At 36.6% G+C, this 16,356-nt stretch carries 12 protein-coding genes; 6 read left to right on the plus strand and 6 right to left on the minus strand.

The window, feature by feature from the left end; all coding sequences use genetic code 11:
* Positions 1 to 57: 57 nt before the first annotated feature.
* The 4 genes from ACJVDK_RS03915 (at position 58) to ACJVDK_RS03930 (ending at position 7,336) form a co-directional block, all read left to right on the plus strand.
* Positions 58 to 1,497 carry a fasciclin domain-containing protein gene (locus ACJVDK_RS03915; protein WP_443938985.1) on the plus strand — a complete coding sequence of 480 codons (1,440 nt, stop codon included), beginning with the start codon at positions 58 to 60 and terminating at the stop codon, positions 1,495 to 1,497.
* Positions 1,498 to 1,526: 29 nt separating this feature from the next.
* Complete coding sequence (locus ACJVDK_RS03920) at positions 1,527 to 4,760, plus strand: SusC/RagA family TonB-linked outer membrane protein (RefSeq protein WP_443938986.1); 3,234 nt, start codon at positions 1,527 to 1,529, stop codon at positions 4,758 to 4,760.
* Between the two features lie 70 nt (positions 4,761 to 4,830).
* Complete coding sequence (locus ACJVDK_RS03925; protein ID WP_443938987.1) at positions 4,831 to 6,558, plus strand: RagB/SusD family nutrient uptake outer membrane protein; 1,728 nt, start codon at positions 4,831 to 4,833, stop codon at positions 6,556 to 6,558.
* A gap of 103 nt (positions 6,559 to 6,661) precedes the next feature.
* Complete coding sequence (locus ACJVDK_RS03930; protein WP_443938988.1) at positions 6,662 to 7,336, plus strand: hypothetical protein; 675 nt, start codon at positions 6,662 to 6,664, stop codon at positions 7,334 to 7,336.
* 464 nt (positions 7,337 to 7,800) lie between these two features.
* On the opposite strand, the gene yidC is transcribed toward ACJVDK_RS03930, so the two are convergent.
* The 4 genes from yidC to ACJVDK_RS03950 form a co-directional block, all read right to left on the minus strand.
* Positions 7,801 to 9,594 carry a membrane protein insertase YidC gene (gene yidC, locus ACJVDK_RS03935; RefSeq protein WP_443938989.1) on the minus strand — a complete coding sequence of 598 codons (1,794 nt, stop codon included), beginning with the start codon at positions 9,592 to 9,594 and terminating at the stop codon, positions 7,801 to 7,803.
* 18 nt (positions 9,595 to 9,612) lie between these two features.
* Complete coding sequence (locus tag ACJVDK_RS03940; RefSeq protein WP_443938990.1) at positions 9,613 to 11,229, minus strand: CTP synthase; 1,617 nt, start codon at positions 11,227 to 11,229, stop codon at positions 9,613 to 9,615.
* A gap of 369 nt (positions 11,230 to 11,598) precedes the next feature.
* Complete coding sequence (gene mgrA, locus ACJVDK_RS03945; RefSeq protein WP_443938991.1) at positions 11,599 to 12,594, minus strand: L-glyceraldehyde 3-phosphate reductase; 996 nt, start codon at positions 12,592 to 12,594, stop codon at positions 11,599 to 11,601.
* A 56-nt stretch (positions 12,595 to 12,650) separates the two neighbouring features.
* On the minus strand, positions 12,651 to 13,328 hold the full coding sequence (locus ACJVDK_RS03950) for an HAD family hydrolase (RefSeq protein ID WP_443938992.1): 678 nt from the start codon (positions 13,326 to 13,328) through the stop codon (positions 12,651 to 12,653).
* 118 nt (positions 13,329 to 13,446) lie between these two features.
* Here ACJVDK_RS03950 and ACJVDK_RS03955 point away from each other — a divergent pair, with 118 nt between their 5' ends.
* A complete protein-coding gene (locus ACJVDK_RS03955) occupies positions 13,447 to 14,046 on the plus strand; it encodes a Crp/Fnr family transcriptional regulator (RefSeq protein WP_443938993.1) in 600 nt (199 codons plus the stop codon).
* On the opposite strand, the gene ACJVDK_RS03960 is transcribed toward ACJVDK_RS03955, so the two are convergent.
* Complete coding sequence (locus ACJVDK_RS03960; RefSeq protein WP_443938994.1) at positions 14,047 to 14,700, minus strand: phosphatase PAP2 family protein; 654 nt, start codon at positions 14,698 to 14,700, stop codon at positions 14,047 to 14,049. It lies immediately after the preceding gene.
* 428 nt (positions 14,701 to 15,128) lie between these two features.
* Positions 15,129 to 15,479 (minus strand): hypothetical protein, encoded by a 351-nt coding sequence (locus tag ACJVDK_RS03965; RefSeq protein ID WP_443938995.1) that lies wholly within the window; start codon positions 15,477 to 15,479, stop codon positions 15,129 to 15,131.
* Between the two features lie 184 nt (positions 15,480 to 15,663).
* Between ACJVDK_RS03965 and ACJVDK_RS03970 the strand changes: the two genes are divergently transcribed.
* Positions 15,664 to 16,356, plus strand: a complete 693-nt coding sequence (locus ACJVDK_RS03970; RefSeq protein ID WP_443938996.1) for a lysoplasmalogenase — start codon at positions 15,664 to 15,666, stop codon at positions 16,354 to 16,356.

Here is a 16,356-nt window from a genome sequence, read left to right on the forward strand (position 1 = left end):
GTAAGAAGAGCCTGCAGCTTTTTGGTTGCAGGCCAAAAATAACTTAGAAAGAAGACAATGATTAAAAAACATATTCTATACATCGCTTTACTGGGAATAAGTACGTTCTTATTCAGTTGTAAAGATACTTGGCAAGATCATATTGAGGTGACCAATGTAGATAATGATACTAATTTGGCACAGAAGATTGCAGCACAAAGTAATTTAAGTGTTTTTAACGGATACTTGCAAAGTACAGGCTATGCGAAAATGCTCGAGAATTCCCAAAATTATACAGTTTGGGCGCCAAGCAATGCCGCCTTAGCGAACCTAGATCAAGCTATCGTAAATGATCCTGCTAAATTGAAAGATTTTGTAGGTAATCACATTGCATCAACAACGATAGCTATTTCAACAAAACCCAATGACACACTTCGTGTTCAATTATTAAACAATAAGTATGCAACGATTATTGGTTCAAAGTTTGAAGAAGGTACCATTACCAGTGGTTCGGGTCAGTTTGTTAAAAATGGTGTTTTACACGTGTTGGATCAAGCAGTTCCAACAAAATTGAATGTGTGGGATTTCATGTTAACGAGTACCGATGCCCCTTTACAAACCAATTACATTAAAAATTTATCAATCGAGGTAATTGATAGCGCTAACGCAACCATTATAGGTTATAACGCTTCAGGGGCACCAATTTTTGCGCCTAATCCTCCAAAGGTTACACGAAATACCTATTGGGTAAATGTGGCCGACTTGCGCAACGAAAGCAACCAATATACGTTCTTTATGCTGCAAGATCCTGCTTTTACTGCTGAAAGCAATAAATTGACAAGCTATTACCCAAGTGTCGATCCAAATTTTAATGCCTCTTTTTACATGACCAAGGATTTAACGGTTAAAGGAGTGTACACGGTAAACCAATTGCCAGATACCTTAATTTCGGTAAAAGGCGTCAAAATACCAATGAACAAAGCAACTGTTGTAAAATCGTATCGTGCTAGTAACGGTATTGTACACGTGGTAAATGCTTTACCTTTTCGTTTAAAAGATAAAGTTCCGGTATTTAAGTTTGAAGGAGAGCTTCCACTAGGTTTTACAGCGTCAAGAACGGTATTGTATCGAAATAAGCTGGATAATTTGGGTATTCCATTTAAAGACATTGAAATTTATAATCACGCAACGTCTGAATTGGGTATTTACTATTTTAAAAGTTATACACCAGTAGTTAAATACAAGGTGTATGCAAGAGCCATTTCAGGTTTACCAGGCGATTCTCAAGTAGCAAATTTTACACAACGCTATTTCTTCTTAAATAGTACAACAGCATTGTATAATTTGACATTTACGCAAACGGTTGTGCCTCTTACGTATACCGAAACCTATCTAGGCGAATATACCCAAACCATGTTTGGACCTTTAATGGTTAGATTAACCTCGGCAGCCAGTACGTCGAAAGATGTGAACACGTTAATACTTGATTATTTACGTTTTGAACCCGTTTTACCTTAACCATGCATCTTGCTTTCAAAATAAATACTATGTATAAATTTACGATAAATAAGAAATTAAGCTTTTTGCTGTTATTGCTTGTGGCAAGCGTAGTTACCAAGGCGCAAGTACAAGATTCGATGGTAACCACCACCGATACAACTACCGTAAAAGCAAAAACTCGTGCCGTAAAAGGAGAACGAGTAACCGGTACCATTTTAGACGGTAATACCAATAAACCATTAGTAGGTATAAATGTTACGGTTGTGGGTTTCAACGCCGCTATTACCGATAATAAAGGGAAATTTACCATTGTGGTACCTGATTATAAAGCGTCCATTGTGATATCAGGTGGCGGTTTTCAAACCAAGGTTCTTCCTGTGTTCAAAGGAAAACCCATTTTAACAAAATTGTATCCAATGAGTTATACTTCTGTTTTTTCAGAAGTAACACTACCATTACTTACCCAAAGTCAGGCACGTAGCATTCCTGCACTGAGTAATGTGGGCTTACAAAACGCTTGGCCTAGTAATTCTGAAAGTCTGGATAGCTATTTTCAAGGCCGCATGGCGGGTGTGAATGCCATTCGCAAGTCGGGTACACCAGGCATTGGATCTAGTGTTTTTGTGCGCGGATTTAATACCTTATATGCCGGTACACAACCCTTGTATGTGGTAGATGGAATGATATACGATACCCAATCGTATGGGACCTCTTTAACAAATGGACATTTTAATAATCCCTTGCAACTCATTGATGTACGGGATATTGAGAATATTACCTTAATTAAAGATGCATCAGTGGCTGCCATGTACGGTACAAAAGCAGCCAATGGTTTGGTAATGATTACCACAAACCACGCACACGATTTAGCCACGAACATTGACTTTGCAGTGTACGGTGGTTTTAATCAGAAGCCTAATGCATTGCCAGTAATGGGCGTAACAGATTATCGTTTGTATTTGTCAGATGTACTTAAAAGTCAAGGGATAAGCAACACGACAATTGCCTCATTACCGTACATGAACGATAACCAGGCAACCAATCCAGATTATTACAAATACCATAATCAAACGGATTGGCAGAATGAAGTATTTAAAAGCACCTTCGATCAAACCTATTATTTAAAAGTAACCGGGGGTGATAACATTGCCAAATATGCGCTTTCAGCAGGTTATACGAAAGATAAAGGAACCATTGATAGTACCAATAATTTAAAATATAGCACCCGTTTTAATAGTGATTTAAATTTAACCAAAAAGTTAACCGGAAGTACCAATTTATCACTCACCTATACTGAGCAACGCTTAAAAGATCAAGGAATATCTGCGGCTACAAACCCTATATTTTTGGGATTGATAAAATCGCCTTTTATGTCTAAAAACGATATCAGTTCAACCGGAGCAGTATCGCCAAACTTAGCCGATTACGATACTTTGCAAGTGAGTAATCCACGCGCTTTAATCGAAAATGGATGGAATACTAAAAAGAATTACCGCTTTTTTGGAAACATCAATTTTGATTATACGTTTAATAAATCATTTAAGTTGTCAAACTTATCGGGTATTACCTATGATAAAACACAAGAAATGCTATTTATCCCTAGAAAAGGGGTAACCAATGATACGCTGTCAAATGTAGTAGCCGATAGCCGTTTGGGCTCGCAAACCATGCGTTATAATAATTTCTTTAACGATTTACGCTTAACCTACGATAAAAACATTGGTAAAGATCATAAGATACACGCCATGATTGGTACGCGCTATTCATCAAGTAAAGCAGAACAAGATTATGCCATCGGTTATAACTCGGCAACAGATGAGTTAATTACCATTGTAAACAGTAATGCTGCCACCCGTACGTTTGGTGGTGATATAGGTAAATGGACAAGTTTAAACAATTATTTATCAGGTAATTATAGTTATTCAGATAAATATTTAGTCAATCTTTCTGTAGCAGTAGATGGTTCATCACGCTTTGGCCATAAAGCAGACGATGGTTTTATGTCATTTGACGATGGATTACGGATCAACGGAACAAAATATGCCGTTTTACCAGCCATTGGTGCAGCATGGGTTATTTCTTCAGAGTCATTCATGAGTGGTTTTAAAAATCTAGATTTATTGAAACTACGCATGAGTTACGGTTTAGTAGGTAACGATAACGTTGGAAATTACACCGCACGTAAATATTACGTATCGCAAAATATTTTAGGCATGCAAGGATACGCGGTTGGAAATTTGGCGAATCCAGATTTACAGTGGGAAACCGTTAAGAAGTTTAATGTAGGCGTGGATGCAGCAATTTTTAACGAACGTTTAAATTTTAGCTTGGATTATTGGAATCATGTTACAGACAACATGCTTACCTATCAAACGGTAAGCTCAATTGGTGGCGATTTTACCTATTATGCAAATAATGGAGGAATGAAAACCAGTGGAATTGATTTCAGCTTGAACGGCCGCATCTTAAACGGTACCTTTAAATGGGATGCCGGTTTAATGTTAGGAACCACTAAAAATACCGTAACATCGCTTCAAAATGGAAAAAGTATCATCACTGATTTTGCAGGTGCTTCCTACATCACGCAAGTAGGCGAAAGCAGTAACTTATTTTATGGTTTACAAGCAAATGGCGTTTATGCTACCACAGCAGAAGCCAATGCAGCTGGTTTATCCGTACGCAAGTCGGATGGAACGTTGGTGCCTTTTGCTGCAGGAGATGTTCGTTATGCCGATTTGAATAACGATAAAGTAATCGACGCAAATGACCGTGCTGTAATTGGTAATCCTACACCTGATATTTACGGTAGCATTAGCAACACCTTTACCTATAAAAATTTGACGTTGGATGCTTTAATCACCTTCGTAAATGGTAACGATGTATACAATTATACACGTTCACAAATCGAATCAGGTTCTTCGTATTACAATCAGACACAAGCCTTGAATAATCGCTGGAGAGGAGAGGGACAAGTAACCAATACACCAAAAGCGGCTTATGGCGACCCAATGGGGAATGCAGCTTTCTCTAACCGTTGGATAGAAGACGGATCTTATTTACGGTTACGTTCTGTAAGTTTAACGTACAACATTCCTTTAAAAGCAAAATCGATTAAATATGCGAAAGTATATGCAACGGCCAATAACGTATTTACTATAACCAATTATTTAGGATACGATCCAGAGTTTAGTGCTTCCAATAGTATTTTTAACCAAGGAGTGGATACCACTTTGGAGCCGCAGTTCCGGTCATTTCAATTAGGTGTTAGAGTTGGATTATAAGAAATTACAACAATATATCAATCAAGTATTTGAGGGTGTTTTGTTAAATAAAAGATAGACAATCATGAAAATGAATTTTAATAAAAAAATTGCAGCACTTTTTGTTTTAGGCATTTTATCAGCAGGATCATGGTCATGTAAGAAAATGCTTGATCAACCTACGGAAGATCAATTAGACGCAGTGAATGCATATAAAACGGTAACAGATGCCGATGCTGCTGTATTGGGTATTTATGGTCAGTTTATGGGCCTGGAAAAACAATATATCCTACAAAATGAATTACGTGCCGATTTAATGGACGTAACAGGCAATGCCGATCAATATTTAAAGCAATTATCCTCGCACAGCGTAACCAAAGAAAACCCGTATGCCGACCCACGTCCATATTATAAAGTAATTTTAAGTTGTAACGATGCTTTGAAGAACTTCAAAGCCATGGTAGATGACCACCGGATGAGTGTAGACGATTACAACAAACACTATTCAGATATCGGTGCGTTGCGAAGCTGGTTGTATTTACAGCTTGGAATTCAGTACGGAAGTGTTCCTTATATTACAGAATCATTCGAAACCGTAGCAGATTTGAATAGTTTAAGTACTGCTCCACGGTTACAGTTTGGCGATTTGTTGGATAAATTAATCGCATTTACCGAATCACTGCCTTATAAAGAGGTATATGCTTATCCGTCGGGAAATCCACTGGTAACAACCATAGATGGAAACAATACACAGAAAATTTTTATAACAAAGCCTTTTCTTTTGGGAGATTTATACTTGTGGAAAGGAAATTACTTCAAGTCTTCTGAAAACTATGCAAAGGTTTTAAACGCAGAAAATAACAATACAAACGATAACGTACGTTTTAATTTTTACCGCATTGTAACCAATACCGATAATTACACCAATATAGCCATGCAATATACGCGGTATCAAGATGAAACAAGTTTGGTAAATAGCGTTGATGTGGGATGGAGAGCTATTTTTGGTTTGGCAACCACTACGAACTCTTGGAACGGTGAATGGTTATGGGCATTGGCATACAATCCTGCATTTAAACCGGTAAATCCGATGATTAACTTGTGTTCAAATACCTTAGGAAGCTACCAAATTAAGCCTTCGCAAGCAGCCATTGATAATTGGAATAGTCAAGTACAATACAGCGGTATCCCGTATGATGCACGTGGTAAATTGTCTTACACCAGTACCATTGGAGGAAATGTAATTACCAAACTAACCGATAATGGAGGTAAATGGGGCTTATACAGAACAGGTTTGTTACATTTACGTTTTTCAGAATCTGCTAACCGCGATGGACAAGGAAAATTGGGATGGGCATTTTTAAACACTGGTTTAATTAATACCTACTATGTTGGAACATACGTTGCAGGAGCAAAATCACCTGCAACTGTTGATGAATTAAATACCATGATAACACCTTATCCAACCAGTTCTCCGTACTATTTCGATGCGCGTAAAAACAGTGATTTATCGGCTACTTGGTATAGAAATGCAGGTGTACGTGGACGTGCAGGAGTTACTGCAAGCGACATTAGTTTTCAAACGGACATGGTGGGTTTAGAAGGAAAGTTAATTGATGAGGCAGCCTTAGAATTGGCTTTTGAAGGTAACCGTTGGCCAGATCTAGTACGTGTAGCTTTGCATCAAAATAATCCGGCTTTCTTAGCCGAAAGGGTATATCAAAAATTATTGAAATCGGGTGATCCGAATGCGTCAGCGGTACGCGCTAAATTAATGGATCCAAACAATTGGTATTTGCCATTCGATTGGGCCAAATAATTTAAATGAATTTCGATATCGTGTTTTGGAAATTATATCAAAATTAAAGGAACAAACCGAAAATCCTGAAAGAGTAGGTCAAATAATTTAAACCCCATTAATTATGAAGTATTTTAAAATTGTTATTCTGTTATTTTTTTGCGTTATTATTATTGTTGTTAATTCTTTTTCAAAATATCATGGGAAAACAAAAATTGAATCATTAACATTGAAACTTTCTTCAAATCCAAATTTTGTTGAAATGATTAGTTATTCTCGGGCAGCAAGGGAAAAGCTTCTTTCTTCTAAGAAGATTGATTTTTCAAGTAAAGAGCAATTGCTACAGCTTAAAAGTAATTTAGTGAAGATAATGGCTGGAAAAAAGATGCAAATGTTCTATTCAGCTATTTTCAAAGAAGAAACTTACTTAACAGAATTAAATGAGCAAGAATGTTTGGATGTATTTTCAAATGCAGCTAAGTTAATAAAAAAGAAATATGTACCGTATAATGCTCTTGATAGCGCTCAGCAAGCGCAACAAGATTGTTTATTTGGGTGTGATCAAGTTTATTTGGGGGAATTATGGGATATTGAAAACGCTTTGGAAGCAAATCAGTCTCAAGCCTATATTGATTATGGTATATGTGTAGATCCCCCTAGTTCACCTGGGTTCTGCTGGAATAAACTGAATGATGACTTGCAGTCTGCATCTGATGAGTATATCGTTAATTGGTGGCCAATTGGAATGAGATATGAAGATTGTCAAGTCGATTGTTATTCCAACCATCCTTGGCCTTAGTATCGGCTTTCGAAGGAAACCGTTGGCGAGATTTATTGCGAGTAGCTTTACATCAAAATAACTTATCTATTCGTAGAGTTCTGCAAGGCTCTACGGATTTTTAATAAAAGAGAGTCTCTGACTCGGATGCGTTAGAAAACCTCTTTTTTTGTGGTGTCAGGTGTTATCACCTGACACTGTTTTTTATCTACAGTGTTAATTTGTTGGTTTTTCTCGCAAAGAGATTCCTCCTATAATGCTCGGAATGATACAAAGCGTAAACGATGCTGTCATCCTGAGCGTACGAAGGATCTCAGGCCTACAAGCCCCGGACGTATATTCTCGTTCCTGCTGAAAGGAGCCTTTTGTTTTTCATAGTGAACAGATTCTTCACGATGTTCAGAATGACAGGGAGGATTTTATTACCAAAAAAGCCTCCGATTAATTAAAATCGAAGGCTTTTTTGTGTATTTATGTTTTATAAACTATTTGTTTTTAGCTTGTTGTTGCTGTTGACGCATATAGTCATCTAAACGTTGTTGAAATTTAGATTTTTTCTTTTTCTCATCAGCAGGACGCGCTTTATTCTGTTGAATAGCCGCATGAATTTTATCATCATCAACCATTTTACGGATAATAAACTGTTGACCAAAAGTCATTAAGTTGGCCAAGAAGTAGTAGTAGTTTAAGCCCGCAGGATAGCTGTTTAACACCCCTAAAAACACCACTGGCATAATGTAACCAATGTACTTCATTTGACCTGTAGCACCCGAAACCTGGTTGTTAAAATACGTCATGATTAACGTAGAACATGTCATCAACACACACATTAAACTTAAGTGATCACCAATAAAAGGCAATTTAAAGCCAAAACGAATAAACTCATCGTAGGTAGATAAATCTTTCATCCATAAGAAACTCTCACCGCGTAACTCAAATAAGTTCGGGAAGAAGAAGAAGAAAGCCATTACCAACGGCAATTGTAATACCATCGGTAAACAACCACCAAGTGGATTTACACCCGCTTGTTTATACAGTTTTAAATATTCTTGTTGAACCAGTGTTGGATTATCTTCGCCAACTTTTGCTTTTATCTCGTCCATTTCAGGCTTTAAAACTCTCATTTTAGCCATCGATAAATACGATTTGTAGGTTAATGGAGATAAAGCCACTTTTAATAAGATGGTAAGTACCAAAATAATTAAACCAAAGTTCCAGCCAAAGTTGTTCAAGAAATTAAATACCGGCAATACAATCCAACGGTTAATGTATTTCAATGGCCAGTATCCCATATCAATTTGTTTGTACAAATCGAATCCTTGCGCTTTTAAAGCAGAAAATTTATTGGTTCCGAAATAGAATTCCATTTCGTACGATTGATTTGCTGAACGATTGTATGGCAATTCCATATTAGCAGCGTAGTACTTAACCTGACCCGGTGCAGTAGGGATTTTTACCTCTAAACTACCTTTCTCAAAACCTTGCTTCGAGATTAAAGCAGCAGAGAAAAAGTGTTGTTTAAAGGAAAACCATTGAATTTTGCCTTCCGATAAATCTTTCTTCTCATCTTTTGAAACGCTTAAATGATCCACATCACCTTCAGCATATTTAAAATACGGAGCAGAATAACGGTGCTCACTTTCAAGCGATTTTTCTTGTTGCAATAAAATTGTTTCCCAATTTAAACCCACGGTATTTCCGGCAATCACTTGCTGTAAACCCACTAAATTAACATTAAAGTTAACTTTGTTGCTATCCGGTTTTAAAGTGTAAACAAATTCAACGTATGCATTGGCGCCATAATCAGCACGCATGCTCATTACATTGCCGTTTTGGGTAGGGGTAAAGTATAAATCATTGGTATTGATGATTTTACCTGCCGCATTTAAGTTTAATCCAAATTTGTTTGCATCACCATCAAACAATAACAAAGGTTTACCATCAAATGTCTTTTGACCAACAACCTCAACCGACTTAATTTTACCACCTTTATTGCTAAAAGTTAAAACTAAGTTTTGGTTTTTTAATGTTTGTGTGCTTTCAGTACCTGTTAAAGCAGTGCCGAAAGGACCTTTTAGTGCTAAAGAATCAGGAGCTGGAGTAATTTTAGAACTATCAACCTTTTGAACCGCAGGGGTTACACCCGCTTTTTTCAACGCTTCAATGCTATCTCTTTCTTTGGCTTTTTTAATTTCAACCTCATTCGGTTTCAAAAAATAGAATGATCCAGCCAAAATGATCATAATCAGGAATAATCCTGTAAAGGTATTTCTATCCATTAGTTATGTTTAATGCTGCTATTTATTAGTTTTTTTTGCAAATTCCATCGCAGCGGCCACAAATTTAACAAAAAGTGGGTGAGGATTTGCAACAGTTGATTTTAATTCAGGGTGGAACTGACCTCCCACAAAAAATGGATGATTTTTTAATTCCACAATTTCAACCAAATTGGTTTGTGGGTTAACACCCGAAGCAATCATTCCAGCCTCTTCGTATTGCTTTAAGTAGTCACTGTTAAACTCATAACGATGGCGGTGACGCTCCGTAATGTGTTGTTTGCCGTAAATTGAAAACGCTTTTGTCCCTTTTTTAATGTCACAAGGATAAGAACCTAAACGCATGGTTCCACCTTTGTTGGTAACTTTTTTCTGCTCTTCCATCATGTTAATTACAGGATTGCTGGTTGTTGGCTCAATTTCAACCGTATGGGCGTCTTTTAATCCCAATACATTACGACCAAACTCTACCACAGCACACTGCATACCCAAGCAAATACCAAAGAACGGAATGTTGTTCTCACGAACGTATTTAATGGTGTCAATTTTACCTTCAATACCGCGACTGCCAAAACCTGGAGCCACTAAGATACCGTGTAAATGACCTAATTTCTCTTTTACATTATCTTCAAAAATACTTTCTGAGTGAATATATTCCACCTTTACCTTGCATTCGTTTTTAGAACCCGCATGAACAAACGATTCAATAATCGATTTATACGCATCCGGTAATTCTACGTATTTACCAACCAAACCAATTCTAACCTCGGCCGTCGGATTTTTTAATCTACCTAGAAAATCTTTCCAGCTTTCCATGTCTGGTTCATTTTTGGTAGGTAATTTTAATTTAGAAAGTACCGTTTTGTCCAATTGCTCTTTCATCATCAATAACGGTACATCATAAATGGTAGATGCATCCATCGATTCGACTACAGCATTGATGTTAACGTTACAGAACAAAGCAATTTTTTTTCTCAAATCTGCACCTAAATGGTGTTCGGTACGACATACCAGGATATCCGGTTGAATACCGTATTCTAATAAAGCTTTTACCGAGTGTTGTGTAGGTTTCGTTTTCAGCTCACCTGCAGCAGCAAGATAAGGAACCAACGTTAAGTGAATAACAATGGCATTAGTGCTGCCTTCTTCCCATTTAAATTGACGAACAGCCTCAATAAAAGGTAACGATTCGATATCACCAACTGTACCGCCAAGTTCGGTAATAACAATATCGTACTCACCGCTTTCGCCTAAAATACGCATGTTTTTCTTAATCTCGTCGGTAATGTGCGGAACCACTTGTACAGTTTTTCCCAAATATTCACCTTTACGCTCTTTATTAATAACGTTTTGATAGATTCGGCCAGTAGTAATGTTATTTGCTTGCGAAGTAGGGACGTTTAAGAAACGCTCATAATGACCAAGATCTAAATCTGTTTCAGCACCATCTTCAGTAACAAAGCACTCACCATGCTCATACGGATTTAATGTCCCCGGATCGATATTGATATAAGGGTCAAACTTTTGAATCGTTACACGGTAGCCTCGTGCCTGTAAGAGTTTAGCTAAAGATGCGGAAATGATGCCCTTGCCCAATGACGAAGTAACACCGCCCGTAACAAAAATATACTTTGTCATGATCGTTTTTTTTTACAGCAAAAGCAATAAATGCTGCTTTTTGTACGGGATACAAAGGTATGAAAAAAGTTAGCTTCTCTATGTCAAAATGTAGAAAAAAATAAAACACCTAATTCCATGTGGTTCAGAAAATTAAGCGATTTTTATTTTTTTTAAATCAAAAAATTGGCAAATCAATGACAGTATTTCAATTCAAGATAGCCCCGTTTTCCGCTCTATCTTTTTTGTTTCTGAAGTTCATAAAAGGCCCATCGCACAAAAAAGGATGCCACTTTAACCGGGTTTTTTGGCACAACAACTGCCCGTAGCAGCGGCTGCATAGTTCATAAAAAATCCCGGCATTTTGGTTGTTTTCTGCCGGGATAAGAATTATGCCTGCGTTAAAATTTGATTAATTAAGTTAATCTCATCCTCTTCGAAATGAATATTGTCTAATGCTTTTATAGAGTCGGTAATTTGCTCTGGCTTACTGGCACCAATAAGTACTGAAGTAATTCGTTCATCTTTCAAAATCCACGATAGCGCCATGTGTGCCAATTTTTGTCCACGTGCTTTTGCCAAGTCGTTTAGTTGTGCAATGATGTGTAACTTCTCCGATGTAACATGGCTCTCCTTTAAAAACACACCGCTAGTAGCAACTCGTGAATCGTTTGGAATTCCCGCTAAATATTTATCAGTCAGTAAACCTTGCGCTAAAGGAGAAAATGGAATGCATCCAACACCTTCTTTGCCCAGTACATCCAGTAGTCCACCTTCCACCCAACGTTCAAACATCGAGTATTTTGGTTGATGAATTAAGCAGGGGGTATTCATTTCGCGTAGCAGCTTGATGGCTTTTTCCGCTTCCGGCACTTTGTAATTTGAAATACCCACATAGAGTGCTTTCCCTTGCTGAACCAGTAAACTTAAGGCAGCCATTGTTTCTTCTAAAGGCGTCTCCGGATCTGGACGATGGTGATAAAAAATATCTACATAATCTAGTTTCATCCGCTTTAAACTCTGATCCAAGCTAGAAACCAGGTATTTCTTGGAGCCCCAATCTCCATATGGGCCATCCCACATAGTATAACCAGCTTTACTCGAAATAATCATTTCATCGCGATAGTCGCTAAAATCATCGTGCAAAATTTTGCCAAAAACCTCTTCGCCAGTACCTGGAGGTGGACCATAGTTATTTGCTAAATCAAAATGCGTAATTCCGTTATTGAAAGCGGTATAAATTAAGTTTTTGCTGTTTTCGAATACATTAACGTGCCCAAAGTTGTGCCATAAACCTAATGAAACGGCGGATAATTTTAGGCCACTTTTGCCACAACGACGGTACAACATGTTATCGTAGCGTGTTTTAGAAATTTCTCTATTCATGCGTATTAATTAATGGAGGCGTGTAGGCTTCTAATTTAGGTAAATAATTAGTGTTTTTACACCTCCACAGGAAAGAGATTTTCTAAAATCGGATCGTTGTAATCGGCAATAAAGGCAATAATATTATCGTACTCTTTAAATTCATCGGCAGTATGCATGGTTGTGAGCACTATGCATTGCATTCCAGCTCTTTGAGCCGCTTCAACACCTTTTGGTGCATCTTCAAAAACAATACAGTCCTCTGTCTTAACTCCTAGAATTTCTGCTCCTTTGCTAAAAGTTTCTGGATCCGGTTTGCTGTTTACAACATCTTCTGCACTTACAATTGCAGAAAAATAAGGACGTATTTTTAGGTTATCTAGTACGAAATTAATGTTAAACGGAATAGCGGCTGAACCAATTGCCATGGCAATATGGGCTGCTTTGGCCTTCTCGAAAAATGTATCTAAACCGGGAATTAATGCTAAATGCTCTTTATAACTAGCCTGATATCGACGCTCTTTTTCAATAGAAATTTGTTCAATTTGGGCTTGCGTAAAATGGTCAACGCCAAAAACTCGTTCAAGTAAATCTTGGTTTTTTCCATACATTTGCTTTTTTACATTGTTAAAGCTTATTTTTGCACCTAGGTCGTTGGTTAATATGGAGTGCCAAGCATGATTGTGAAATTTCATATCATCAATCATGGTACCGTTTAAATCAAATAGGAATGCTTTAGGGTATAAACGTATCATGCGGCTAAAATAGAGTTTTTTTGTTACCTTAATGTTAAGGTTGACAAATTAAGTGATACTGATTTAACTTTCGAACCTTGATATACTACATCTATACCACGAAAAATATAAACTATCTATGAGCAAAATTTTAAATGGCAGTGATGCGCTGCTTAATTTTTTTAGTGACTTTCAGGCTCTTCATCCTGCTTTACGTACCTTATTAGAAAAACAAACCTTCAGTTTAAAAGTTAAAAAAAACGATTTCATTGCAAGTTCAACAGAAGAGTTTGGCGAACATTTGTTTTTTATTGTTAAAGGTTTAGTAAGAGCATTTATTACAGATGATCAAAAAGATATCACAACCCGATTGTGTTCAGAAAAAATGCTGATTGGCAATAATCGGACGGAAGAAGAAAACAAGGCCGTGTATGTTGAAAAGTACCAAGCTTTGGAAGAAAGTTTCATACAAATTCTTCCGTATTCTTTGATTGATAAAATCTATGCGCAGTTTTCAGAAGCAAACATTTTGGGGAGAAAAATTCTGGCTTTGAATGCCCACAGCTCAACAGAACGCTCCATCTTATCGCGAATTCCTTCTGCAGAAGCTAGATTTAAGCAGTTTAAAGAAAACTATCCGGAATTAGAAGCACGCGTACCGGTAAAATTTTTAGCGAGCTACTTGGGCATGCGGATTGAAACATTAAGCCGCATTCGCCAAAAATCGAAAGGCGAATAATTATTTTATCTCCTTAGCTTGGCCTTTAAAGTAAAAATACACCAAAGGTATTAAGCAAATGAGTCCTAGCAAGAAACCGCCTACGGTATCTGTAAACCAATGCGCTCCAAGATAAATGCGGGAGTAAGGGATGGCTATGATGTAAAAAGTAGAAAGATAGCTGACTGTTTTACGCGTCCAATTGGGAACTCCACTTAAAGTATTCATCAAAATAAGCAAGAAGCCAAAAAAAAGTACATAAGATAATACATGTCCGCTGGGATAACTCTGAAAGCGGTTAATTTCTACAATACGTACATTAAAGGCAGTAGGGCGCGGTCGATTAACCCAATTTTTCACACCCAGTATTACTAAACCTGATAAGGCAATGCTGGCAATATACAGCGCCTCTCTTTTATATTTCTTGAGGTAAAATAACACAACAACACCAAAAATCATAATAAAAGAGTAAGGTAACTCGCCAAAAAAACTAACTACCAGCATAAGTTTATCTAAAAAGTTGCTTTGATACTTTTGGAAAAATAGCGACGTATTAATATCAAAAGGCAACAAGGGATTTTGACTGATGAAATAACTTAAAAAGATGAAAGCGGATAGTAAAACGAAGAATATTGTTAAAAGTAGATTCTTTTTAAGAAAGATAGCTTTTGGCATAAGTATGTTTTGGTAATATAAAATGTAGGTACAAATTATCGAAATTATTTAAATGTTTTCCAATTTTTTTATACCATAATGGAGCGCTTTAAATTTATTGTTTCGTTTTGCGTGATGAATGTCATATTCATATACAAAAAAAATAGAGGATACGATTTTATTTTAAATGAGTACTATATATTGCTTTATGGCCGTTTTAAGCTCCTTTGTAAAGATGAATGGTACAATATTATCTTTTTGTAATCATTTTATAACTTTTTTAAATATGTTATGCGAATTCAAAATCTTTTCCCATCTTTGTGTTAGATAATAAGGATATCTAATTAGCTTATAAGGTCGGCGAGATGGATTTCAGACCGGCCCTACAAGCGACTTAATTCTTATCAGATTATCTTTCCAAATCGAAATCACACACATCAATTTTTATATTATTTAACTACAATCTGTTTCGGATCGGTTACAATAATTTGCTTTTTACCTTTGTAGTCTGATATTAAGCCAGTTACACAAACGGTGTTGCCCATATACATACTACTAGGAGCAGATGTAAACTTAGCAATGTCTTCTTTATTGATTACAACATTCAACAATTCTTTGGGGTAAGCGCCACCTAAATTTAAAATGGTTAATTTATCTAAAGCTTTCGTGCTGTATACAGAATCACAAATAGTTACCGTTTTGCCAACGTATTGTGCAGCATCTTTTGCTAAGATTAAGGTTTGGCTTTTCGCTAGGTAACTTGCACTTACGAGCAATAAAATTAAGAGAATATGTTTCATACTTCGGGATGATTGGATGAATTAATAACGGGTATTTTGTTAAAAAGGTATTTGATTAATTTAAATGTAAAGCTAACATGCTAAAATTTCATTTACAATTAAAAACGATTGAAGTGTTATTATTGTTACTATTTGTGTAAGTGTCTATTTTGTCTTTTATTTGTATCAATCTAACTAAATCCTCATGAAAAATAAAGTGTTTTCTGGTCTGTTTTTTCTCGTGTTTTGTGCAGATTTAATTGCTATTTATGCCGAGAATGCATTGGCTGTAGGTTTTATAAAACCCCTGATAACAATTGTATTAATGGCTTGGGTATGGTCGGCTACACAGTTGAAAGGTCGATTTCATAAACGAGTGCTTATGGGTTTACTATTTGCACTTGCAGGCGATGTAGCACTACTATATCAAGGAGTTGATCCGAAGTTTTTTATGTACGGCTTGGCTGCATTTTTTCTCTGCCATGTTTTTTATATACGTGCTTTTGCTTTGGATCATTGGTCTAATCCTGAACAAAAAAATCCGTATTTTTTATGGGCTGTTGGTGTTTTGGGGATTTTTTGTGTGGGTCTGTTTTTTTATTTACAACCCCATTTAGGAGGATTGCAATTTCCAGTGCTGGCCTATGCTATTGTGATTTCAGTAATGGCTATCATGGCGATTAATCGTTATGGAAAAGTTAACATAACAAGCTTTAAGTTAATTATGTATGGTTCTTTATTTTTCGTTTTTTCAGATACAGTTTTGGCTGTTAGTAAATTTGTGAATCCAATACCCCAATCTTCATCGCTTATTATGGCGAGTTACATGATTGCTCAGTATTTAATTGCCTACGGCACGGTTGAACGTAAATTGGTCGTGTCCAAAACAGCTATTTAA

The organism is Pedobacter paludisoli, assembly GCF_052344095.1.
Classification (GTDB): Bacteria; Bacteroidota; Bacteroidia; order Sphingobacteriales; family Sphingobacteriaceae; genus Pedobacter.

What these genes read in the sequence shown, in the direction of transcription:
- ACJVDK_RS03915 (WP_443938985.1), top strand. Translation starts at nt 58, where the DNA reads ATGATTAAAAAACATATTCTATACATCGCTTTACTGGGAATAAGTACG.
- ACJVDK_RS03920 (WP_443938986.1), top strand. Translation starts at nt 1,527, where the DNA reads ATGTATAAATTTACGATAAATAAGAAATTAAGCTTTTTGCTGTTATTG.
- ACJVDK_RS03925 (WP_443938987.1), top strand. Translation starts at nt 4,831, where the DNA reads ATGAATTTTAATAAAAAAATTGCAGCACTTTTTGTTTTAGGCATTTTA.
- ACJVDK_RS03930 (WP_443938988.1), top strand. Translation starts at nt 6,662, where the DNA reads ATGAAGTATTTTAAAATTGTTATTCTGTTATTTTTTTGCGTTATTATT.
- yidC (WP_443938989.1), bottom strand. Translation starts at nt 9,594, where the DNA reads ATGGATAGAAATACCTTTACAGGATTATTCCTGATTATGATCATTTTG.
- ACJVDK_RS03940 (WP_443938990.1), bottom strand. Translation starts at nt 11,229, where the DNA reads ATGACAAAGTATATTTTTGTTACGGGCGGTGTTACTTCGTCATTGGGC.
- mgrA (WP_443938991.1), bottom strand. Translation starts at nt 12,594, where the DNA reads ATGAATAGAGAAATTTCTAAAACACGCTACGATAACATGTTGTACCGT.
- ACJVDK_RS03950 (WP_443938992.1), bottom strand. Translation starts at nt 13,328, where the DNA reads ATGATACGTTTATACCCTAAAGCATTCCTATTTGATTTAAACGGTACC.
- ACJVDK_RS03955 (WP_443938993.1), top strand. Translation starts at nt 13,447, where the DNA reads ATGAGCAAAATTTTAAATGGCAGTGATGCGCTGCTTAATTTTTTTAGT.
- ACJVDK_RS03960 (WP_443938994.1), bottom strand. Translation starts at nt 14,700, where the DNA reads ATGCCAAAAGCTATCTTTCTTAAAAAGAATCTACTTTTAACAATATTC.
- ACJVDK_RS03965 (WP_443938995.1), bottom strand. Translation starts at nt 15,479, where the DNA reads ATGAAACATATTCTCTTAATTTTATTGCTCGTAAGTGCAAGTTACCTA.
- ACJVDK_RS03970 (WP_443938996.1), top strand. Translation starts at nt 15,664, where the DNA reads ATGAAAAATAAAGTGTTTTCTGGTCTGTTTTTTCTCGTGTTTTGTGCA.